Here is a 21,009-nt window from a genome sequence, read left to right as displayed (position 1 = left end):
GCAGAGGGAGCTGGGGAAGATGAGGAAATTGTAGGGGCGGGTTTTACCATTAACATTTGCTTTTCACCCTGATGTCACTAAACCCGCCCCAACGGATGACAAACATTCTGCGACGAATGACAAATGACGAATGACGAATGACGAATGACCATCTCCACCGTTAGTTTGTATTGTGTCCACCTACTAAGTGCTATATTATTCAGACTCAGCATTTTCTGGTTCAAACTTAACCTTGTTGTACGCATCAGTTAAGGAAATTTCAAAATCGAGTGAGGAGAACGCGATCGCCTCATCGGATTCATCATATTCGCGCAATGACCATTGTTTAGTGTCTGTCTTAGAAAAATGTTCAACATATCGTTTAGTTTGATCCAGGAGTAAATATTCCCGAAAACTGGAAATTGTACGGTAAGCCTGAAACTTGTCACTGCGGTCATACCCTTGGGTTGATTTTGACAAAATCTCGATAATCACTTGAGGATTCGTAATTGTGTCAGTGCGGTTATTGTAATAGTTGGGTTCTCCTGCAATAACCATGACATCGGGATAGGTATAGATACGTCTTTTCGGTATCCACAGACGCACATCACTCATGAAAACCCGGTAATCGAGTTGCTTGAAGGCAAAATTAAGTTCGGTACTAAAGTTAAGCGCGATCTGATTGTGATTTGTAGATCCACCTGCCTTATGGTAAATTTGACCGTCAATGTACTCACTTTTATAGTCGGCTGCTTCCTCCAGGGTTAGATATTCCTCTGGAGTGTAGTATCGCTGTTCAGTAACCTGCATGGTTAAACCGGGAATATTGAACGAAGGCTTACTTTTACTGTACCTCCTTAAGGATTAAATAATCAGGATTTACGCAGCAACACTACTTATGGGGGTAAAGGTGCGTTACGCTACGCTAACGCACCCTACGAGTCTTTACCTCCTTAACGGTTAAATAATGACAAATGACGTAGCTTGCTTCTCGCTTGCGCGAGTATGACAAATGACAAATGACTCAGAAGTCGATGAGAACTCGATAAGAACTCGAACAACTCCATCGCGAACTCAAATCACCACCGGGTTTAATAGCAATTAGCAAGAGAAAACCCTTGCTATTAACCGAGTTCACGAGGACATTCATGTGTTATTCCAAGTTTTGGCACAGGCGACGACTCAATCAACCTTTCGGATTACTCCCCCTATATTTTGGCTGATTGCAGGTGTTCTACTTTGCCTAGTTGAATTCTTTATCCCCAAATCTTGGGCGAAGCGATTCCGGTTTATTGCCCTGATGATGGGTGTAGGTGCGCTACTTGTCTCATTTATTGTATGGCAGGGCGCGATCGCACTGGGGTTTGAGTGGCAATTCCTGATGTATGACGGGTTTAGCTTACAGGTGATGTATTGGATGGGATTATCCTTTGCGTTTGCGATCTGGTTGCGCCCTATGTTGATTCGGCGTCCTAAATATACTATCCCAGAGGCGACTCAAGCCCAGGTGTTAACCGAGATATTACCGGGAGAAACGGGACGAGTGATGTATGAGGGTTCCTCTTGGCAAGCCTGTTGTGCCGATCCGCATCTTGCGATCGCACCTAACCAAACGGTTTATGTGTTGCGGCGAGAGGATAATACGTTGATTGTCATGCCATGAGTTGGTCATTCACCATTTGCATTCATCCTTCTATTTGAAAATAGTCAGATGTTCACATTGCTGTTAATGCAGACAGAAGTGAATCGCATTGATGCCCAAACAATTCTGGCACAAGCGACTACGAAATCCGCATTTATTCCTCATCCATCCTTGTTCTGGTTAGGTAGTGGTGTTGTACTTTGCCTACTGGAGTTGTTTCTGCCAAAAGCCTTCAGCAAAAAGTTCAGACTCGTGCCTCTGTCGATGGGAATTATTTCCCTAATCATAGCGTTTAGCTTGTTTAGAATGACAAGATTTATCGCATTTCGCTGGCAGGTGGCTTACTGGATGGTATTGTCTACCGCCTCGGTTATCTGGATACGTCCGATGTTGCTCAAGCGGAAAAAATTTAAAGTTCCAGAAGCAACGGAAGCCAAAACATTAACGGAAATTTCACTAGGAGAAACCGGACGAGTTCTCTATGAAGGCAGTTCTTGGGCAGCGCGTTGTCAAGAACGGCAAATGAGTATTCCTGCCAATCAAACCGTTTATGTTGTCGGACAAGAGGATAACACATTAATTGTTTTGCCGGAACATTTATTTCGAGCGTAATGGGTTCATTATCCGTGGTATTCGCCAAACATCAAGCCAGTACCATTTAATGGCTGATCGGTTCACATTCAATCAAATTGTATCTCAAGAGGATAATTAAAATGTATCAGTGGTTTTTTATGGCATTTATCGCGCTAACAGGTACAACTTTAGCGGGGAGTGTCAAGATTATTAAACAAGGGGAAGAGGCGTTAGTTGAAACCCTGGGTCGATATGATGGTAAAAAACTAGAACCGGGTCTAAATTTTGTTATCCCATTCCTGGATCAAATTGCTTGTCAGGAAACGATTCGCGAACAAGTTTTAGAAATCCCACCGCAAAATTGCATTACTCGTGATAATGTTTCAATTGGAGTGGATGCTGTGGTATATTGGCGGGTAATTAATCTGGAAAAATCTTATTACAAAGTTCAGAATCTTCAAGCAGCGATGGTGAATTTAGTTTTAACTCAAATTCGCTCAGAAATGGGGAAACTTGAACTGAACCAAACCTTTACCGCCCGCACTGAAGTGAATGAAATGCTATTGCGGGAATTAGATATTGCCACAGCTCCTTGGGGAGTCAAGGTAACGCGGGTAGAATTGCGGGATATTGTTCCATCTAAAACCGTGCAAGGGGCAATGGAATTACAGATGTCAGCCGAACGGAAAAAACAGGCGGCAATTCTGACATCGGAAGGGGAACGAGAAGCAGTGGTTAATAGTGCCAGAGGGGAAGCTGAGGCACAAATCATTGAGGCAGAAGCGCGTCAACGAGCCGCTATTTTAGAGGCGGAAGCGCAACAAAAGCAGCAAGTTCTCAAGGCGCAAGGGACAGCCGCCGCGATGGATATTCTTAGCAAAAAGTTAAACACTGCTCCCTCATCAGCCCAAGCACTACAGTTTTTATTGGCACAAAACTATTTGGATATGGGGATAAAAATTGGTAGTAGTAACAGCAGCAAGATCATGTTTATGGACCCGCGCACGATTCCAGCGACGTTAGATGGGATTGGTTCGATAATAACAGAGGAGAGTAATGGAGAGTTAAGTAAGTTGGCTTAGACTTAATTTCATCGGGTGCGTTAGCGAAGCATAACGCACCTAAAATGCTGATTTGCTGTCGTCCTCACCAGAAACCGGGGTTCTGGGAATCTGATCAGCGTAAAGTACGGAGTTTAGTCAGTTTTGAATGTATGCGATCGCGTATTTTCGGATGTAGAAACCTACTCCAATTTTCTGTTTGTTGCGTGTTGTCTTTGTCGGCTAATCTATTGAAAACAATAAACGCAGCTTGATTGAATAAGTAATCCAGAAAAGCCCCTAATCTTAATGGTCATTTTCTACAAACTCGCTTGACTGACATAAACGGAATTAGCTGGATTAGCGATTAAGTCTTGTGCCTGTTTAGAAAGGTTAGTGTTCCCTTCAATAAACCAAATTAAGATATGAGTATCAATTAAATAGTTCAGGGTAGCATATAGTCTTCAAAACCCGGAGGCGTTGCATCAAAATCATCTGCCACATAACTAAAAATACCTTTGCCACAACCAAATTGGCGAGGCTTAGTAGGGACTATATTTTCCGCTGAATTTTCTTTGATAGTCTGGATCTCATTTAAAAGTTGAACATCTTGTAATAATAAAATCCACTGAATCAGTTCTAGTTTTAGATCTTGTATTTTCATGGCTTGTACAGACATCAGTTTTATCTGACGTATAACTATTATAATATTAATTAGCTAGCCAAACTGCGCCACACCCGAACAAATGGGAATGACAGGAATCGAACCTGCAACCCAGTGATTAAGAGTCACCTGCTCTGCCAATTGAGCTACATTCCGTTATATAAGATTTACCCAAACTTATCCAAAGCATGGACATCATTGGAACTTACTTCCTGCTTCATCCTGGCAGTGACGGCACTTAACCAGTCCACAGGCTAACACCACCTAACTGGCGGCTATATAAAGTCACCTATCTAGCTGTGGTTTTTGGCTGGATAGGTACACCAAAAAGTATACATAAGTAGTCGGACATAAATAAACGGCTCTGTGTTAAGAAATGTAAAAAAGCACGAATTTTTATGTCACAAGCGTTGCGGTAATGCTTACAAAACTTTATACAGTTCCCAAAACTTGTGTCCGACTACTTACTCTTGTCGAACCCATTCCATCGGGACAAGTCTCTACCCAATGCATGGGCAATAATGGGTAAATGTTTCCAGCTTTTTGATTACAGCTACTCACCCCCGATCAAACCCCTCTGGATGGAATTGAACCACCGCATCCGATATTCGTAGTATCAGTGCCAGAATCCACTGGCAGAGGGATGAATCCACCGGGAAGGTACTGCCCCTTCTACCTCTGCGTTATCAGCACAGCGCCTCACTTTTCGGCTTCCGGTGGATAGAGGAAGATGGAGGAATCGAACCCCTACGACATCGCTGCCGTACCACGGTTTTCAAGACCGCTTGCCGTCCATTCAGCGGCATCTTCCAGTTAAGGGTGTCTGACGGGACTTGAACCCGCTATTGACTTGTTCCACAAACAAGCGCCGCGACCGCTTTGGCTTCAGACACCATCATGGATCTGGCGGGAGTTGAACCCGCAACCTCCTGTGTGCAAAACAGGCGTTCTTCCATTGGAACTACAGACCCTAAGTGGGTGGACATAATAAAAGCTAACGGTGGAGATTGTCATTCGTCATTTCTCATTTGTCATTTGTCCTTTGTAAGAGGTTGACGCAATATCTCTCGCACTGCCATTAAAATCTCTCCCAATTTATTTTTACCACTGCCATCTTTACCGCATCCCCAGTAGTAATCTCTGGGGGCATTCTCGACAATCAACTCATTCCCTGTCGCCAAAAGTATCTCACGGATATCAGCATGAGTTTCAAACTTCTGCAAAACTCCTCCCTTCATAATTTCGTCCTTGACCTGTTCCCAATCGCTCCGGATAGGGTGTTCCCGACTTCTGCCCATCTTGGCAGCGTCTTTAGGCGTTTTTACTTCGCGGATTTTGTCGAACCAAGGACGATCTGTCTCGACAAATTTCTGTGCTTGGAAGTAATATTCACTCGTTGCCCACCAACAACTATCTAACTCAAAACCATGGCGAGAAAAATTGGAAAAGCAACCGTAGGGTTTTTCGCGGGTGCTGTAGAAGTAGACGGGCATAATGTTATTTAGTAATTTTGTACTATTATAGTTCAATATCTTGTAATTGTGCGATCGCCCTCGCGTGCAAGTTACCAGAGCGTTGTGATGCGTCTTCTCAGTTACTAGAGGACTCCGCCGATGAGTTATTACACACTCTTTAAAGGATGGCTACCTCTAAGCCAACCTATCGGGTTCTTCGCACTCCTCGTTCTCAAACGCCCACTGTTAATAGAACAGCGTTACTCTTCCTCTCGTACTAAGTATGTAGGCTCTTAGAAGTCAGGGCACGCAAGGCGCGATCGCATAGTCTGTTGAGTCAAAGAAAATAACCTCCTTTTTGAACAGTATTCAACGCCCCCACCAGGATTTGAACCTGGAACTCTCAGCTTAGAAGGCTGCTGCTCTATCCCTTGAGCTATGGGAGCTTATATTTCGTCCTTTGTCCTTTATCATTTGGCTGAAAATCGATTCTGAAATTCGGTGATTATCCTTTTTTGTTGGGTTGAATCAAGGACAGAAAATAACACTTTTTTGAATTGTCCCCAAAACTGACCATTGGGTAATAAAAAAACAGCAAACATTTGGGCAACCATTGAGGGTTCATTCTGAAAAACACCACACCCCCAAGCGCCTAAAACTAGCGCATCACATCCCTGATAAACGGCTAAACTCAAGACTTTAGCACCGCGACTATACAAAACTTCGCCTATTTTTGCACCATCTTTCGGTTGATTTCGCCAAATTGCACCCGCATTCGGAGCAGGACTTGTAATGAAATCGACACAATAGGGTTGCTCTAGTAATGTGCCATCATCGTTACGGAAAATTGGACAACCTGGGGAATAAATGATTCGATCTGAGTAGAGGAGTGATTTATGGGAACGATGATACTCATAGTATTCTGGACATTTTAACAAGCTTTTATAAAGGGCAGAACTTCTAGCTAGACTTTCTTCCTGGGCTTGTGCGCCCTTGATAAAGCCACCGCCTGGGTTTTTAGCTGAAGCAAAGTTGAGGACGCCAATCTTGTGAAACTGTTGAGATTGTGCCATGCGTTTTGAGCCGATTAACGTTGTCTCATTTCTGGCTTCAAATTCAGTTGTAGAGAATTTAGGAGTGCTGGAGAGAACATTTTGTTCGAGAGTCGAGAGGCTGTCTGGGTCATAGTATTTTGTCTGCGCCAGACAAGCGTTTAAATCTTGATTAATATCAACCCGTTGACCCGTCGGAGAGTCGTAATAGCCAGCATCAAGAATCTTGAGTGTATCTTGCGCGATCGCAATCCGGTTCATAAGTAATAATTTATACCTTATACGTCAATTGTAGGGGCGGGTTTAGCCACAATTGCAGGGGCAGGTTTAGCCACAATTGTAGGGGCGGGTTTAGGGACTAAAGTCAGCTATTCACCACTAACGGAACAACAAAACCCGCCCTCCCCACTGATAAATGAAAAACAAAACCCGCCCTCCCCACCGATAAATGAAAAACAAAACCCGCCCTGAGTCATCAATCATCAACTGGAAAATCTGATGCTAGAATTAATTAATCTTGCATTAGTATCAACTTAAGGTGAACGGCGCCCTCCTTAAGCAAACTTGGACGCCAGGAAATAAATTTCCGGCTTAAAGCTTAAGTAAGCTAAAGCTTACTACATGAAAGGCTTTGAACCCGTTTTAACGGGTTTTAGCTTTTAGCCTGAACTTTAGTTCAGGGCTTGAGTTGACTCTCCCGAAAACTTAAAGCTCAAGTAAGCTAAAGCTTACTACATGAAAGGCTTTGAACCCGTTTTAACGGGTTTTAGCTTTTAGCCCGAACTTTAGTTCAGGGCATAAGTTGACTTACTCCCCCGAAAACTATGTCCTCGCCACGCCCTGTGAGAATTGAACTCACTGTTTCTGCCTCCAATCCCAAGTTGCTCGAAGGTCTAGATACCTGGTTGCGCTTGGGTTTAATCAGTGATGCCCAAGTTAAACAACTCGGTCGAATCTATTTATCTTGTCGCCTCCCTGAACCAGAGATTGCGCCCCTGCCCTCTCGCCCCCCATCCCGAAAGGTGGAACCCAAGGTCGAGGAACCCGTTGCTACAGTGTCGCCTGTATCCCGCATCTGGCAGTCATGGCAAGAGGAACTGAGTGTGCGCTGGCTGCTGTTTCTGGGTGTCTTTCTGGTTGTTGTCTCCTCCGGTGTCCTCGCCGCGACTCAATGGCAGAATTTTCCGCCAGCGGGACAGTATGGTGTGTTATGGACATATACCATTGTCTTTTGGGGAATTAGCCTGTGGGCGGGAAAACGTTCTAATTTAAAATTAACCTCTCAAACCTTACAACTGATTGCCTTACTTTTAGTCCCGGTTAATTTTTGGGCAATAGATGGTTTTGGGTTATGGCGTCATCCCTGGGAATGGATTGTTGTTGGGGTGGCGGCGTTAAGTTTAACGGGAATTACGGTTATCAATTCGTCTATCCAAACCAACTCATTTCGGCTTACCTCCCGCGCTTCTCTAATTTTATGGTTAAGTTATCTACACTGGGGTTGGAATTGGTCACAGGTTCCATTAGTCGCTGTTTATTTAGGCGTCATCGGAACCGCAATGTTTCTCCCCGCCGCCGCTTCAAACCCTCGCGCTTCTCCATCTTTGCCGAATAATGCACCCACGGGTAGTTTAGTGGTGATTTATGCCCTCACGGTGTTATTAGGACGGGCAATTTTCGTGATGAATGTGCCAATTACCCAACTCGGTTTGGCGATGGGAATCTGTGGTTGGTTGTTGGCGCGACAGGGAAAACCTCCAGCCGTCTCACGAGAGTCTGTTTCCTCCTTTAGCACAAAACTCTGGGATGGAATTGGTGGTGGGTTACTGTTGATCGGTTGGTTGGTTTCGGTAGGAGAAGACATTCCTTGGCAAGCCACGGCGGTTAGCGGGTTGGCGATTGGGTTTTTCGCCCAGCGCTTACAGTATTCTCGGCGGCGTCTGGATTTAGCTGCCATCTTTTTGATTGGCTTGCAAACGCTATTTTTACTATGGCGATTAATCCCTGCAGCGGTACAAGAACAGGTAATCAGTTTCCTCTCTCAACAGATGGGTTCAAACGTGGAAGCCTGTTGGGGTGTCGTCCTATTTCCCTACATTATTCTCTGGGTAGGTTTGACCGATTGGCTATATCGGAAGTCGAACCCTAAATTAGCCCGGTTTGGGGAAGGACTCACATTAGGATTGGGTGTGATGTTAACGGTAATCAGTAGCCTGAATCCGACGGCGCGATCGCTTAATCTTTTACTCTCCACTGTCACCCTGGCTATTGTTACTCATCGCCGCCCTCCGCTGCGGGTTCCTCTGGTTTATCTCACCCATATCGCCGGATTATTAACCCTCTGTTCGTTTATTGATGGATGGTTTCCGACTCTCAGTGAACCCCTCTGGGCAAGTTTATTGTTGGCGTTAATGGTGGGAGAATGGAGTCTGAGTATAAGGCAGGAAGGGCAAACGGTAGCAGCAAATCCCCCATCTCCTGTCCCCCAACAGAGTTGGTATCGCAGTTGTTGGCACATTGGTTTTGTCCTCGCTGGAATTAGTTATGTTTTACTGGCTGAGGAAAGCATTACATATTTGATTCCCTTTCCCACGCACCCTTCGACTTCGCTCAGGGTTAACCCTTGGGGACTTTTATGGTTACTCACCCCATTAACCTTAACTGGAGTTGCCAGTCTGACTCAGCGATCGCGGCGCATTCAGGCTGCTTCGTGGAGTGCGATCGCTTTATTTTTAGTACAAGGGCTAACCCTAGCCTCACCGCAGAGTCGGCTGATTGGCTTAGGGGTTGCCACAGTGTTAATGTTCCTGAATAGTCGCTATTTACGCGAAACGGTAGCCGCCGCGATTACGATTGGATTTGCCCTCAGCTTTTTGGCGGCATGGCTATGGCAAGGAGTGCCTGGATTACCCGCCCTATCCGTCGCCGATTGGTATGTGGTGGGCGCGATCGCAAGTTTCGGATTATGGGTGCTACGAGCTAGTTTAATTTCCCAGTCTGGCGATTTAGCCGCCTTGTATGCCCAAGCCTCGGATAAATGGGCAATTGCCCTGTCTTGTACAGAATTAGGCTTTCTGACGCTGCACAGTACCCAGAGTTACGAGGGATTGATGCCATCGAGTTGGCATTACCTAGCCGCATCAATGTTAATTGGCGGTGCAATTTGGTTTCGCTGTTGGCGATCATTTACAGAGTTTGGTGTCTATGGCATCAGTTGGGCAATCGAATTAGCGATCGCGAATACCATTCTGTTACGAAATGGTTCATCCTTAACCCTAGCCACCGCCAACATTATCCTGGCACTTGTGATACTATTCCTCACCGATTGGTGGTTTACCCGTTTAGAGGGAGACACCGAGGAAGAGGTAGGCGCTAGAAATGCACTGGAGGGTTTACCCTTAATTTATGCCCTAATTGGCATTAGTTTGCGCTGGACGTATTTCACCCCTTATACCGGGTTACTCACCCTCGGTGCAGCGTTAACGGGGATAGGCGTAGGGCGTCGCCGTCTTCCCTGGAAAGGGATCACCTATCTTTCCCTAGCAGGTATTTCCATTGCTTGGTATGAATTGGTAATTTACCAGATGATGCAAGCCGATGGCGGAAATCCGGCGGATGGCTTTACCATTTTAGGAGGTGTAGCGGCTGCGATCGCGATTATTTATCGGCTGTTAGCTTGGTTTTGGCAATCGCGCGATCGTTCCACCCTTCTCAACCTCAGTCTCACTGAAATTAAAATCACCGCCCACATTCACTGGGCAATTGCCAGTTTCCTGATGGTGTTAACGGTGGGAATGTCGGTGTTAACCACACCAAATCTGAGAACCATCGGACTTGCCATCAGTTGGATACTGGCTATCTATGCGTTATTACAGGGGCGTACAAAACACACACGCCAGTTTTCCCCCTCATCTCCCTCATCACCCCCATCATCTAACCTCTGGATATACGCCGGATTAACCGAAGTCGCCGCCACAGGTGTTTATGCGCGTTTGACATGGACACAGTTGAGTATATTTGACCCCTGGAGAGGGGTAATGGCTTGTATATTCGCGATCGCGCTTTTTCAACTACCCTGGCGACGCTGGGGATGGAATGATAAACCTTGGCAACATTACGCCATCATCTCTCCTTTGCTAACAGTTTGCCTCAATTATCAAACCCTATCTTCAATAAATTTACTGGCGGTTGCTGGGTTTTATGCCTGGGTTGCCAACCGCCAGTCTAATGTACGCTGGACTTATTTGAGTCTATTTTTTGTTGATTGGGCAATCTGGCGAGTTTTCGTCAATCAACAGATCACTGAACCCTTGTGGTATGCTGCCCTAATTGGCGGATCTTGCCTCTACATTGCCCAAATTGATCCAGAATTAAGACGTCCCCGACAACGACAAACTCGTCATTATCTCCGCTTACTGGGTAGTAGCATCATTTGTTTAACCGCCTTATTTTTCCATCAAGAGACTGGACTGATTCCGGGAATCATTAGCCTGATTGCCATATTTGCTGGATTAGGACTGCGAATTCGGGCATTCTTAATGGTTGGCACAGCAACATTTGTGCTAACGGTTTTTTACCAGTTAGTTGTGTTAAGTTTTCGCTATCCCTTTTCCAAATGGGTCATTGGCTTAATCGCTGGCATTATTTTTATTAGCATTGCCGCTAACTTTGAACAGCGACGGGAGCAAATTTTGGGCATTTTCCAAAACTGGGCGAACCAGTGGCGAGAATGGGAATAGAAACTAGCAATTTTAGGGTACACCTAAATGTAGGGGCGCAAAGCTTGCGCCCTTAACGATGTATCGCATCAAACCGGAAATTGCTATATATTCCGCTTCCCTCCCCTCGTAATTGAGGGCTAGGGAGAGGTTTTGGGAGAGGTCTTTCCCCTAGTTAATTAACCAACAGAATCATAAATTTCCGCGTCAAAGCCAAAGTAAGAATCGAACTTACAAAGGAAGCCTTTGAACCCGTTTCAACGGGTTTAAGCTTTTAGCCCCAACTTTAGTTGAGGGCTTAAGTGAGTGCTGACCACTCAGCCAGGTGGAAACCTCAAGGTTTTATGGAACCTACAACCAACACCCTGGATTTTATCGATCGTTAACCTTTATGGTTTGAGAGTTAATGGTCTAACCTTTAACGATTGAAGTTTAAGCGTTAAGCGTTGAGCGTTAAGCTTTAAAGGTAGTGGAAGATGGAGTCGGTTGCGAATCGACACCTCATGCTTCTACTAGCATGTGCTCTACGCCATTGAGCTATCCATCTAATACCATAAATTTAGAGACTTTCGAGTGACCAGCACTTCTAGTTTAGTCGGGAATTTCAATCATGGTGCGGGCATTGCTAATTGACAGTACCCGGTCAACCGTTGATTTAAACTCTTCAACAAATACTTGCCGTCTCTCGCTCTCTTCTGCGAGGTTAGTGGGATCGAGCATTTCGACACCTTCTCGCTCTAAGAAACTATCCGCCAGAGATTGATATTTTTCAGACGCCGCATTTTTACCCAACACCTCCTTGGCTAACTTATCCAGTCGATCTTTCACTCGCGTTTGAGCGGCTTTGTACTCATTTTTAGTGCGAGTATACACCGACACCATCGTGTGAAAAACGGTCTCATAGTACAAGATAAAATTCTTCATCTCGATAGCTTCAGCCACCGTCATTTCTTGACCCGCGACGGAAACCATGGTGGAGGCATTCGATAAAACAACAGCTCGTTTAATGGTGCGTCGTCTGTCAATTAAAGCATCAACTCGTTGCAAAGCAGCGCGTGCTTTAGAGGCATGGTCTTCTCTTGATTTATAGCCTGTTGGCACTTTACCGACTTCCACAACAGCAATTAACGTATTATTATCTAAATTCGCTCGTGCCGAATCAATCCGTTTTTCCAACAGCGTCAACTCTGCCAAAGCATCAGTTACCGTCATCGTCGTCATTTCTACACCTCCTTAATCTGAAAAACAAAACCTCCAGCATAGTGACAAGCAGACGGCGAGAGTTGAACTCGCATCGGCAGTTTACAAGACTGCTGTGTTGCCATTAACACCACACCTGCATAATCAATCTGAAGCAGGTGGCGAGAGTCGAACTCGCATCAGAAGGATACGACGCTTCTATGCTAGCCATTACACCACCCAAGTCGCGAGGGGCTGCGGCTTCAACCGGAACGAAGTGGAGGTAAGCCGTAGGGGGAGAGCGGGAAATACGAGGGTTAAACGCCCGAAGTATTTCCAAGTATTTCCCGCAAAGTGGTATAATAGCAGCCATGAAGCAAGTTCTCACGATAGTCGTAAAGCTTCAACCCTCCCCTGAACAGGTGGCCTTCTTAGAGGCAACCCTTCAGGCGTTTGCGGATGCTTGTAACTACGTCAATGAACATACAGATCCAAAACTGACCAACAAGATAGCCATCCAATCTTTGACCTATCAAACCATTAAAAGCGAGTTTAACCTCGTGGCAAATATGGCGGTTAGGGCTTGTGCAAGAGTAGCGGCTAACCGGAAAGTTGCCTCTTCAAAGGGAAAGCCTGTCAAAGGTTTTATGCCAAGCAGCATCGATTGTGATAAGGACTTGTTTCGACTTCGTGAATACGACTGGACGGTAAGCCTTGCTACCGTACATGGTAGAGAGCGAGTTAAGTTAAAACCGGGTAACTATCAAAAAGGGAAACTCAAAGGAAGGAAACCAACTTCAGCACAACTATGCAAGCACCGCGACGGCAATTTCTACCTGCATGTTCAGATTAAGGACACCCCTCCCGATCCCCAAAATGCCGATCAGGTAATTGGTGTCGATTTGGGGCGTCGAGATATTGCTTTTACCTCGGAGGATAAAAAGTGGGACGGCTTGCATATCCAGTCGGCACGAGATAAGTTTTCCAGAGTTAGAACATCTCTCCAGAAAAAAGCCTCGAAAGGCACCAGAACAACTCGACGCAGATGTCGAGAAGTTTTGAAACGGCTGTCGGGGAGGGAGAGACGCTACCAACAATGGCTCAATCACAACATCTCCAAGTCAGTGGTCAGACGAGCAGTTGAGTTAAGTGCCTCAATTGCTATAGAAGACCTCACGGGAATTAGGGAGAGAACCAACGAGCAACCCAGAAGCAAGACGGAACGTAGACGCTCGAATTCATGGGCATTCTATCAACTGCGAATGTTTATTGAGTACAAGGCTCTTAGTGCTGGTGTTCAAGTTATTCCTGTTTCCCCTGCTTATACTTCCCAAATGTGTCACAAGTGTCTGCATATTCATCCTGTAAAAGGAAAGTCTTACCGTAGTGGCAAGACTTTTAAATGTGGACATTGTGGTTGGCATGGGGATGCTGACTTTAATGGAGCCAATAATATTGCACTTGTGGGGCTGTCTATAAACCAGCCTGGAGGCACGGGGTTATCGTGCAAGTTAAACCGAACTATTGAGTATGTTCAGCTTAGCTTGTTTGATAACTTCAGGGCTACTGAAAACCCAGACCTCCGCGATAGCAGGTCTGGGTAGTTTATACCTGCATTTTGGTGGCGGGGGCAGGAGTTGCACCTGCTGATGTCCAGGATATGAGCCTAGCAAGCCACTCTTGCTTCATCCCCGCGTATCACCAATACCCCTGACAGGAGTTGAACCTGCAAAACACCGAGTCTGAGTCGGTGATGGTTTCCAATTACATCACAGGGGTTCATCGGGATGGCAGGATTTGTTCGCGAAGCGTTCTCGAAGAGTAGCTGCGACTCCATGCTCCCAAAGCATGGCTTCTCGCCACTGAATTACATCCCGTTATGCTCCCGGTGGGAGTCGAACCCACAATTTTAAGAAATCGGGTTTAAGCCGATCGCGTCTGCCAATTCCGCCACAGGAGCGAGTTTTGGTACTCAGGCGTGGAATTTGAACCCACATTAAGTTGGGCTACAAGAGCATCATTTGGCTGCCCCGCCAGGTTTTGAACCTAGACCGTCTGAGTCAAAGTCAGATATGCTGCCAGTTACACCACAGGGCAATAAATGGCTGCCCCAGTAGGACTCGAACCTACAACCCCCGCGTTAACAGCGCGTGGCTCTACCATTGAGCTATAGGGCAATGCCAGTCCCCCAGGTCAGTATTGAACTGACGACCTCTTGCTTTTCAGGCAAGCGCTCTACCCAACTGAGCTACCAGGGGAAATGATTGATTGGCGCAGGGACTGAGATTTGAACTCAGATCCTCGGTTTTGGAGACCGAGATGTTGCCGTTACACTATCCCTACATTCAATTTGAACTTTGAAACTAAAATTCAATGGGTCGGGCAGGATTCGCACCTGCAACGCATGAAAGCGGCTGTTTTACAGACAGTTGCCCACCCTAATAGGCGAGCCGACCCAGAGTCTATGTAGTATGGCTGGCTCGATATACTACATAAAGCGGAGAGGACAGGATTTGTTCGCAAAGCGTTCTCGAAGAGTAGCTGCAATGGGTTGCCCCACGCTTCCTTAGCAGGGAAGTGCTTTCACCAATTCAGCCACCTCTCCAGATAGCCCCAAGGAGACTTGAACTCCTCTTTCTGCCTTGAGGGGGCAGCGTCCTAACCACTAGACGATGAGGCTGGAGCAGTAGGAGTAGCAGGGATTGAACCTGCGACTGGCACCTTATGAGGGTGCTGCTCTGCCGACTGAGCTATACTCCCAAGCTATTGAGTGGGAGCAGCAGGACTTGTTCGCGAAGCGTTCTCGAAGAGTAGCCGCAACCAGACGGTTAAAAGCCGTATGCTCTGCCAGTTGAGCTATACTCCCCTTCCTCAAATAATCCGCTTCTTTTAAAGGTCAAGTTCGGAGCTGTCAGTATTCCCTTCAACCCCTCGATTACTTGACCTCGTTCATCAATGTCATAGCCCCAACGGGATTTGAACCCGTGTCTTCTGAGCGAAAATCAGAGATCCTTGTCCACTAGACGATGGAGCCAGATAGCGGGAGCGACGAGACTTGAACTCGCAACCTCAGACTCGACAGGTCTTTGCTCTAGCCATTGAGCTACGCCCCCACATTAATGAAAAAATGTGTTACATATTCAGTTTTCAAGGTTCGGTATGAGCGTTTGGAGTCAAGCTGTTTGGCTCTTTCCCCTTCGCTCTTAAATATATACTACAAATATACTACAAGTTCGTCAAGGGTTTGGGCAAAAAATTTTTGAGATTGGCTCAAAAGCTTATGGATAGGACGATTCAAGCGCGATCGCACAACCCATGCCCCAACGAAAAAGCCCGGAACGATTCCGGGCAACTAACAGGGATTTTTTCTGGGTTATGCATCAATTGGGCAGAGGTTGTACGGGACAATCCTTTCCACAATACACTTCGACAAAACGAATCGTCGCCGTATCCTTATACTCCTTCGTCTGGTTAAATTCCTTTTGGGGTGAGCGATAGACCCCAGCCAAACTATCATCATTCGCTGCACCCAGCCGAAATGTCATGTCAGGAGACGGGTGTTGGGCAAACTTGACGTATTCCCGTGACTCGTTAACAGTGTGATAGGTCAAAGTCGCCTCTCCGTAAACCTCTTCTGCTCGCTTGAGGGGGGTTCCGGGTCCAACACCTTCAGCCGTTTGATAATTGGGATTGTCTGTAACTAGCGCCTCGATGATATCGTCATCACTCATGGGTATTCCCGCCGGATACAAGATGTAGTATTGGGGTTTACCATCTTGAACGATCGCGATCGCATCAAAATCGACCATGAATGGTGACGTAACCCGAAACTCAGCTTGATCTGCCAGCAATTCTTTCAGTTCACCCAGCGTCATCCCCACTTGCGCCATTCCAATCCCCTTTGCAGATATCCGTTGGGTTTGAGCCGATTGAGTGGATTTAGACGGATCAACCGTAGGACTTTCGCCAGGTGAGGTGTCAGGGGATGATGGCTGCGCCGAGCGTGCATCTTGAGAAGACACAGGAGATGTATCTGTCGGGTTTGGAGAGTTGTTCTCGCAACTGACGAGTAGGCAAAAAATAAACGTGATTAGAGGGATTTTTAGTTGGCGCATGATTGACCCCATTTTAACTCCAATGGCACGCTCCAGTCAGCATTGTGATCTTATGGGCTTTTGTGTTTCTCTAATATTTTTCCCACACCCCACACCCCATACCCCACACCCTGCCTACCTTTGACGCGAGCTTGTCACCCCCTCAGGTCAATCAGGCTTCTTCCCTAATAATCGAACACCTATCCCCACAGCACCGAATACCAGCAACCCTAACACCGAACCCGGTTCCGGAACAGTAGCCGCTACAGCGCGATCGGCTTGAATTAAACCAAAACCACTGTCAAAGTCAAAACCAGGACTCTCCATATCCAGAGCAGTGGTTTCCAATATACGATAAATTTCACTTGGACTCGTATCCGGCGCAGCGTCCAACATTAAAGCCGCCACAGCCGCCGCATGAGGCGCCGCCGCCGACGTACCAAAGAAGTTGGGAAACCCATCACCTTCGGGATCTCTAGGATCTAAGAAAGGAGGTGGGAAAAAAGTTGTATTCGTTCCATCAGCCGCAATAATCTCTGGCTTCAAGCGAATCTCCGGATTTGCCAAGCGATTACCCGCCGTATCAAACAGAATCGGCGTGGGTCCGGCTGAGGAAAATGGCTCCAATAAAGCTGGATCAACACCAAATTCGGGTGTGTCCTGATAAAACGCCGCACCAACAGCTTCTGCTCCCCTAGCATTAGGATGCCCAAACACCGTTCCACTGGCAGTATCGTACTCGTTCAGCGTACCCTCGCCAAACAAGATGTACTTCATCAATCCAGGATCTAAACCCTCTACCTTTGATATCGCTAAGTTAAACGTATCGGTTCCTAATGAACCATCATTGAAGAACGAGAAAAATTCAACCGCATCATTCCCCACATTTTGATTAACACTGCTCGCCAATATATTCGTTCCTGACTCATCAAACAGGAAAATATCCAGATCATTAAGAGAACCTGCACCACCGCTCACCGAAAAGAATGGTGAATCCCACTGAAATGAGATGCCAAATCCGCTATTCTCAGGAAGCGTCAAACTTTGCAAAATATCAACGCCTGCACCTGAATCAAAATCATGAAATTCACCGCCGACTAACGGTTCAAACAAGTTACTTCCATTAAACGCACTTTCGTAAGACTGTCGAGCATCATTACCCGCCGCCGAGAAATAGGAAACACCCTGATCAACGACAGTATCAATCGCTTGAGCAATGACTCCATCCTGGAACATTGGTTCAGTGGGGTAAAAGATGTCATCGACAATAATGTCCGCACCTGCATCGGCGAGTGCCAGAATCCCCTGGGCAAAATCGGTTTCATTAAAAGCCGCCGTGTGGAACGCCAAATCCGCACCTGGAGCCACATCATGGATCAGTTGCATCATGGCACGACCTTCATCGATACCAAAGATATCACCTAAACTCCCATCATTGGGTAAATCTTTCAGCACGTTGATCCCAGAGGGCAAATCTCCATTCGCCACATCCTCGGCGGCTGTACCAGAAAAATTAAAGCTATCCGATAAAACTCCAATCGTAACCCCGGTTCCATCTACACCAAACTGCTCACGCGCTATATCTGCATATAATGCGACATTAGCCTGACTGGTTGTTTTGCCGACATTGGTTATAGGTTTATAGGCTGGTTTAGCAAATTTCAAGCTTTCTAACTGCGCCGCCGATGCCAAAGCCTCAATCGGCAGCATCCCTGACACAAAGGAACCAAAGGTCGAAGGATTTTGCAATCCTAATCCTTGTAAATCAGACAAGAGAGAATTTACGTCACTCGCAGCAACAGCATCAATGACTATGTTATTATTGTAGGTCTGCAATAAAGATGATGTATTCTGCCCAGAATAATTGCCTCCATTAACAGCCATTGGCGCTAAATCAAACATTAGCTTACTCAGGGAGCCTTGTTTAATGGCGCTTGTTTCAATAGCGTTTCCTCCACTATTGAATGTGATTGCCTCGGCTCTATTGGGTAAATAGCTAATCGTTGCCGTGGCAAGGATTGTAACTGATGCAGCGGTTTGAGCGAGACGTTTCATTTTTTCGTCCTGCCAATGAAATCATTATTTATCTATCTCTAGAATAAATCTTTTTAAAGTCAATATGTTATACGTCTCTGTTGCTTTATCAAGAATTTATTTTTTAATTCAACAGAAAAACTTATTTGTATGAAGATTATGTAAAGGAGAATGACAACTATTATAGTCGTTTAGTGGTAAAAATTTTATAATATCAGGGTTGTTGAAAAAAAAACAGGTAAATCGTTACTTATTGTTGCGAGACTTTTCAGTAAGAGGCAAACGTTGTTTTATTAAGTCCTGCCTTTGCTATTTTTCAATAAGATAAACTTATAGTTTTAGAACGGTTGAGTCCAGTAATTACTTTTACAGACGCTTTATACAAAAGCATCAAGTCTTTACAATCCAGCTATCCTGTTCCTTGCGCTTTTAGATTTTCCGAGTTTTCTGCTCTTGCCAGAACGCAATACTTTGATATAACCCCTCCCTAACCCTCCCCTTATCAAGGGGAGGGAACGTTTCCTGACAGGTGTAGGTTTTTTACATTAGGGTGGGGTCAAGACAAGGAGACTTTGAGTAGCATTGACATTGGCTCATCTTCCAGGAAAGAGAATAAAACTCATCAAAACCCTTGCACCACTATCACCGAAAATGTACCCTTGCTCCCCCAGCTCCCCCAGCTTCCCCGGCTTCCCCCGCTCCCCCTCACCACACCACTTATTCAGCAGCCCCTAAATTAGGTGTGCCACGCCACTACAATTTGGCTTGACCTTGAATAGTGAAAGATGTAGGTTAAAAGCTAAAGGTGGTGCGGATAGCCCCGATTACAATGTCCTCATTATCACTATCGTGATCAGGTGCCGTGAGCCAGATGATTCCCGGTGTGATGGCAATGTTATCGGTTAGCTGATACTGATAAAACGCCTCAATGTGGAGAGACGTATCCTCATCTTCTATATCGATCCCGCCAATATTAACGCTAGAATCCGTAACTTTCGGTTCCATCCCCACCAAAATTCCAGCGACACTCCCTTCTTTGCCTAAATCGGGGAAGGCTAAACTAACTGCCCAATTCCAAATATCTAAGTCACCGCGATCAATTTGTCCATCCAGCGTCGAAAGGGTTGTGGTTTGGGTATAGCCCACCCAACCGCCAAGGGCGAAGCGATCGCTTAACCGCCATGATAGTTCTACACCATAAGAATTGCTAGATGTGGGAACCGCATTACCGATCAAGTCTTCGGTAAAACTGCGAAAATTGGAGCGTCGGCTGCCAGTGTCGGTGTCTCGATTGTAGGCATGGATATAGGTTAATCCAATATTCAGTCTATCGCTTGGCTTAAACAAAATCTGGGCAAGCGCCCCATAAGGACCATTGAATATGCCAGTATCGTCTCCAGGATCAGCTGCCTCACTTGCTAAATATCCAGCACTGAGTTCTAGCTTGTCACCGAATGCGTGATTAATCCCGATACCTGCACCATCGAGATAATAATAGATGGGATGCCTTGTCCCAAAGCGAGACAGCGCCCCACTACCCCCATCACCATCGAGAAAAGGATTAACCGTACTGGCAAAGTCATCAGATGCACCCGCATTGGCGTCAATGACAACACGGGTATTTTCACCTAGGGGAAAATCATAGAGTAAAGCGTCTATCACGACATCACTATCGGTTGCACCGGCAAAGAAAAGATCGCCTTCAGGTGTAATTGTCTGTTCGGTTAGAGAACCTAAACCTTCAGCTTGTAGTCGGGTTCTGAGTACATCTTCCCCAGTGAAACTGGTATTTAATTCCAGGCGGGTACGGTGACCAAAAATGGTTACATTATCGATATCATCTCCATTAGCATCCTCTCCCGCAGCTACACCCGTCAAACCAAAGATGACTTCACCGGATAGTTTGGTGGTTGTGGAAAACTGATTATCCTCTAAGAACGCGACTCGTCCCTCTAAATTATCTACCCGCGCACCTAAGGTGGCGAGTTCGGCTTCAAATTCTTGGATTAACCGTTGCAAGGTTTCTAAGTCACCTTCGCCAACACCGTCAGTCCCCGCAATTAAGCGTTCGATTTGCTGCAAACAGGCATTTAACCCAGCGGCAAATTCATAACGAGTCATAGCACGGTTCCCCCGGTAGGTGCCATCGGGATATCCAGCAATACAACCATAGCGTTCAACGAGCGATCGCAAGGCTTCATACGCCCAGTCTCCAGGCGATACATCCCGTAATTGAGAGACATTGGTCACTTGATCTAAAGCGTTCGTCTCGTTGCTGTAGTGGTTAATTTGTTCCCAAATTTCATCACTGGAATCGCCCCGAGGATTAGGCAGTTGGGCGATCGGTGTTAGTGGAGCAAAGGTTTCGTTGTCTGGATTGGCTGGAACGGCTATGGATGCTTGTGTTTGAGGCGAATCCACTTCTGTTGCGATCGCACTAACTCCCACGCCAAGTATTGCCGCCAATATTGTCTGGCTCACTACTCCATAGTTCCACAGTAGACTGGATTGTTTCATGTCCTCACACCTATGACCTAATAGTTGGGAATTGATTTTCCCTGGACTTAATCAAAATAATGA

General features: G+C 46.0%; 14 protein-coding genes and 22 tRNA genes. 5 read left to right on the top strand and 31 right to left on the bottom strand.

Features of this window, described 5'->3' with window-relative positions; genetic code table 11:
* Positions 1 to 195 precede the first annotated feature (195 nt).
* Positions 196 to 789, bottom strand: a complete 594-nt coding sequence (locus RIC07_RS18430; protein ID WP_446395791.1) for a Uma2 family endonuclease — start codon at positions 787 to 789, stop codon at positions 196 to 198.
* Between the two features lie 340 nt (positions 790 to 1,129).
* Here RIC07_RS18430 and RIC07_RS18425 point away from each other — a divergent pair, with 340 nt between their 5' ends.
* The 3 genes from RIC07_RS18425 to RIC07_RS18415 all read left to right on the top strand — a co-directional run bounded on the left by RIC07_RS18425 (position 1,130) and on the right by RIC07_RS18415 (position 3,276).
* Positions 1,130 to 1,642, top strand: coding sequence for an NfeD family protein (locus tag RIC07_RS18425; protein ID WP_446395790.1), 513 nt, complete (start codon positions 1,130 to 1,132; stop codon positions 1,640 to 1,642).
* A gap of 48 nt (positions 1,643 to 1,690) precedes the next feature.
* Positions 1,691 to 2,233, top strand: coding sequence for an NfeD family protein (locus RIC07_RS18420; RefSeq protein WP_446395789.1), 543 nt, complete (start codon positions 1,691 to 1,693; stop codon positions 2,231 to 2,233).
* Positions 2,234 to 2,334: 101 nt separating this feature from the next.
* A complete protein-coding gene (locus RIC07_RS18415) occupies positions 2,335 to 3,276 on the top strand; it encodes an SPFH domain-containing protein (RefSeq protein ID WP_446378759.1) in 942 nt (313 codons plus the stop codon).
* Positions 3,277 to 3,679: 403 nt separating this feature from the next.
* Here the strand turns inward: RIC07_RS18415 and RIC07_RS18410 are convergent, their stop codons facing one another.
* The 8 genes from RIC07_RS18410 to RIC07_RS18375 form a co-directional block, all read right to left on the bottom strand.
* A complete protein-coding gene (locus RIC07_RS18410; protein WP_446340075.1) occupies positions 3,680 to 3,913 on the bottom strand; it encodes a hypothetical protein in 234 nt (77 codons plus the stop codon).
* Positions 3,914 to 3,981: 68 nt separating this feature from the next.
* Positions 3,982 to 4,053, bottom strand: a tRNA-Lys gene (locus tag RIC07_RS18405).
* 569 nt (positions 4,054 to 4,622) lie between these two features.
* A tRNA-Ser gene (locus tag RIC07_RS18400) sits at positions 4,623 to 4,709 on the bottom strand.
* 7 nt (positions 4,710 to 4,716) lie between these two features.
* Positions 4,717 to 4,791: transfer RNA gene (locus RIC07_RS18395), tRNA-His, on the bottom strand.
* 5 nt (positions 4,792 to 4,796) lie between these two features.
* Positions 4,797 to 4,869: transfer RNA gene (locus RIC07_RS18390), tRNA-Ala, on the bottom strand.
* A 60-nt stretch (positions 4,870 to 4,929) separates the two neighbouring features.
* Positions 4,930 to 5,391, bottom strand: coding sequence for an NADAR family protein (locus RIC07_RS18385; protein ID WP_446395788.1), 462 nt, complete (start codon positions 5,389 to 5,391; stop codon positions 4,930 to 4,932).
* Positions 5,392 to 5,725: 334 nt separating this feature from the next.
* Positions 5,726 to 5,798: transfer RNA gene (locus RIC07_RS18380), tRNA-Arg, on the bottom strand.
* Positions 5,799 to 5,822: 24 nt separating this feature from the next.
* The gene (locus RIC07_RS18375; protein ID WP_446395787.1) at positions 5,823 to 6,665 is read right to left on the bottom strand and encodes a TIGR02452 family protein; all 843 of its coding nucleotides are present in this window, start codon (positions 6,663 to 6,665) and stop codon (positions 5,823 to 5,825) included.
* 563 nt (positions 6,666 to 7,228) lie between these two features.
* Here RIC07_RS18375 and RIC07_RS18370 point away from each other — a divergent pair.
* On the top strand, positions 7,229 to 11,143 hold the full coding sequence (locus RIC07_RS18370) for a DUF2157 domain-containing protein (protein WP_446395786.1): 3,915 nt from the start codon (positions 7,229 to 7,231) through the stop codon (positions 11,141 to 11,143).
* 449 nt (positions 11,144 to 11,592) lie between these two features.
* On the opposite strand, the gene RIC07_RS18365 is transcribed toward RIC07_RS18370, so the two are convergent.
* From RIC07_RS18365 to RIC07_RS18350, 4 genes are all read right to left on the bottom strand, one after another.
* Positions 11,593 to 11,669 (bottom strand) — tRNA-Tyr (locus RIC07_RS18365).
* Positions 11,670 to 11,713: 44 nt separating this feature from the next.
* Positions 11,714 to 12,343 carry a hypothetical protein gene (locus RIC07_RS18360; RefSeq protein ID WP_446395785.1) on the bottom strand — a complete coding sequence of 210 codons (630 nt, stop codon included), beginning with the start codon at positions 12,341 to 12,343 and terminating at the stop codon, positions 11,714 to 11,716.
* A 47-nt stretch (positions 12,344 to 12,390) separates the two neighbouring features.
* A tRNA-Thr gene (locus RIC07_RS18355) sits at positions 12,391 to 12,462 on the bottom strand.
* On the bottom strand, positions 12,447 to 12,674 hold the full coding sequence (locus RIC07_RS18350) for a hypothetical protein (RefSeq protein ID WP_446395784.1): 228 nt from the start codon (positions 12,672 to 12,674) through the stop codon (positions 12,447 to 12,449). Before RIC07_RS18350 ends, RIC07_RS18355 begins: the two co-directional genes overlap by 16 nt.
* On the opposite strand from RIC07_RS18350, the gene RIC07_RS18345 reads away from it, so the two are divergent.
* Positions 12,673 to 13,905, top strand: coding sequence for an RNA-guided endonuclease InsQ/TnpB family protein (locus RIC07_RS18345; RefSeq protein ID WP_446395783.1), 1,233 nt, complete (start codon positions 12,673 to 12,675; stop codon positions 13,903 to 13,905). The two genes, RIC07_RS18350 and RIC07_RS18345, sit on opposite strands and share 2 nt — an antisense overlap.
* A 15-nt stretch (positions 13,906 to 13,920) precedes the next feature.
* Here the strand turns inward: RIC07_RS18345 and RIC07_RS18340 are convergent.
* The 18 genes from RIC07_RS18340 to RIC07_RS18255 form a co-directional block, all read right to left on the bottom strand.
* Positions 13,921 to 13,996, bottom strand: a tRNA-Met gene (locus tag RIC07_RS18340).
* 10 nt (positions 13,997 to 14,006) lie between these two features.
* Positions 14,007 to 14,080, bottom strand: a tRNA-Leu gene (locus tag RIC07_RS18335).
* 3 nt (positions 14,081 to 14,083) lie between these two features.
* Positions 14,084 to 14,178: transfer RNA gene (locus RIC07_RS18330), tRNA-Pro, on the bottom strand.
* A 3-nt stretch (positions 14,179 to 14,181) separates the two neighbouring features.
* Positions 14,182 to 14,261, bottom strand: a tRNA-Leu gene (locus RIC07_RS18325).
* Positions 14,262 to 14,323: 62 nt separating this feature from the next.
* A tRNA-Gln gene (locus RIC07_RS18320) sits at positions 14,324 to 14,398 on the bottom strand.
* A gap of 5 nt (positions 14,399 to 14,403) precedes the next feature.
* Positions 14,404 to 14,478 (bottom strand) — tRNA-Asn (locus RIC07_RS18315).
* A gap of 7 nt (positions 14,479 to 14,485) precedes the next feature.
* Positions 14,486 to 14,559 (bottom strand) — tRNA-Phe (locus RIC07_RS18310).
* A gap of 11 nt (positions 14,560 to 14,570) precedes the next feature.
* Positions 14,571 to 14,644 (bottom strand) — tRNA-Trp (locus tag RIC07_RS18305).
* Between the two features lie 31 nt (positions 14,645 to 14,675).
* A tRNA-Tyr gene (locus RIC07_RS18300) sits at positions 14,676 to 14,758 on the bottom strand.
* A 41-nt stretch (positions 14,759 to 14,799) separates the two neighbouring features.
* Positions 14,800 to 14,906 (bottom strand) — tRNA-Ser (locus tag RIC07_RS18295).
* Positions 14,907 to 14,909: 3 nt separating this feature from the next.
* A tRNA-Glu gene (locus RIC07_RS18290) sits at positions 14,910 to 14,981 on the bottom strand.
* Between the two features lie 7 nt (positions 14,982 to 14,988).
* Positions 14,989 to 15,061 (bottom strand) — tRNA-Met (locus tag RIC07_RS18285).
* A gap of 11 nt (positions 15,062 to 15,072) precedes the next feature.
* Positions 15,073 to 15,167, bottom strand: a tRNA-Lys gene (locus RIC07_RS18280).
* A gap of 95 nt (positions 15,168 to 15,262) precedes the next feature.
* Positions 15,263 to 15,335: transfer RNA gene (locus RIC07_RS18275), tRNA-Glu, on the bottom strand.
* 6 nt (positions 15,336 to 15,341) lie between these two features.
* Positions 15,342 to 15,414, bottom strand: a tRNA-Asp gene (locus RIC07_RS18270).
* 267 nt (positions 15,415 to 15,681) lie between these two features.
* On the bottom strand, positions 15,682 to 16,416 hold the full coding sequence (locus RIC07_RS18265) for a hypothetical protein (RefSeq protein WP_446395782.1): 735 nt from the start codon (positions 16,414 to 16,416) through the stop codon (positions 15,682 to 15,684).
* Positions 16,417 to 16,563: 147 nt separating this feature from the next.
* A complete protein-coding gene (locus RIC07_RS18260) occupies positions 16,564 to 18,450 on the bottom strand; it encodes a S8 family peptidase (protein WP_446395781.1) in 1,887 nt (628 codons plus the stop codon).
* A 771-nt stretch (positions 18,451 to 19,221) separates the two neighbouring features.
* Positions 19,222 to 20,946, bottom strand: a complete 1,725-nt coding sequence (locus RIC07_RS18255) for an iron uptake porin (RefSeq protein ID WP_446395780.1) — start codon at positions 20,944 to 20,946, stop codon at positions 19,222 to 19,224.
* Positions 20,947 to 21,009: the final 63 nt, after the last annotated feature.

Origin of the sequence: Coleofasciculus sp. E1-EBD-02, from assembly GCF_040218245.1 — a bacterium.
In the GTDB taxonomy this organism is placed as follows: domain Bacteria; phylum Cyanobacteriota; class Cyanobacteriia; order Cyanobacteriales; family Coleofasciculaceae; genus Coleofasciculus.
Note: the sequence above shows the minus strand (reverse complement) of the source record. Positions and strands in the feature narration are given on the sequence as shown.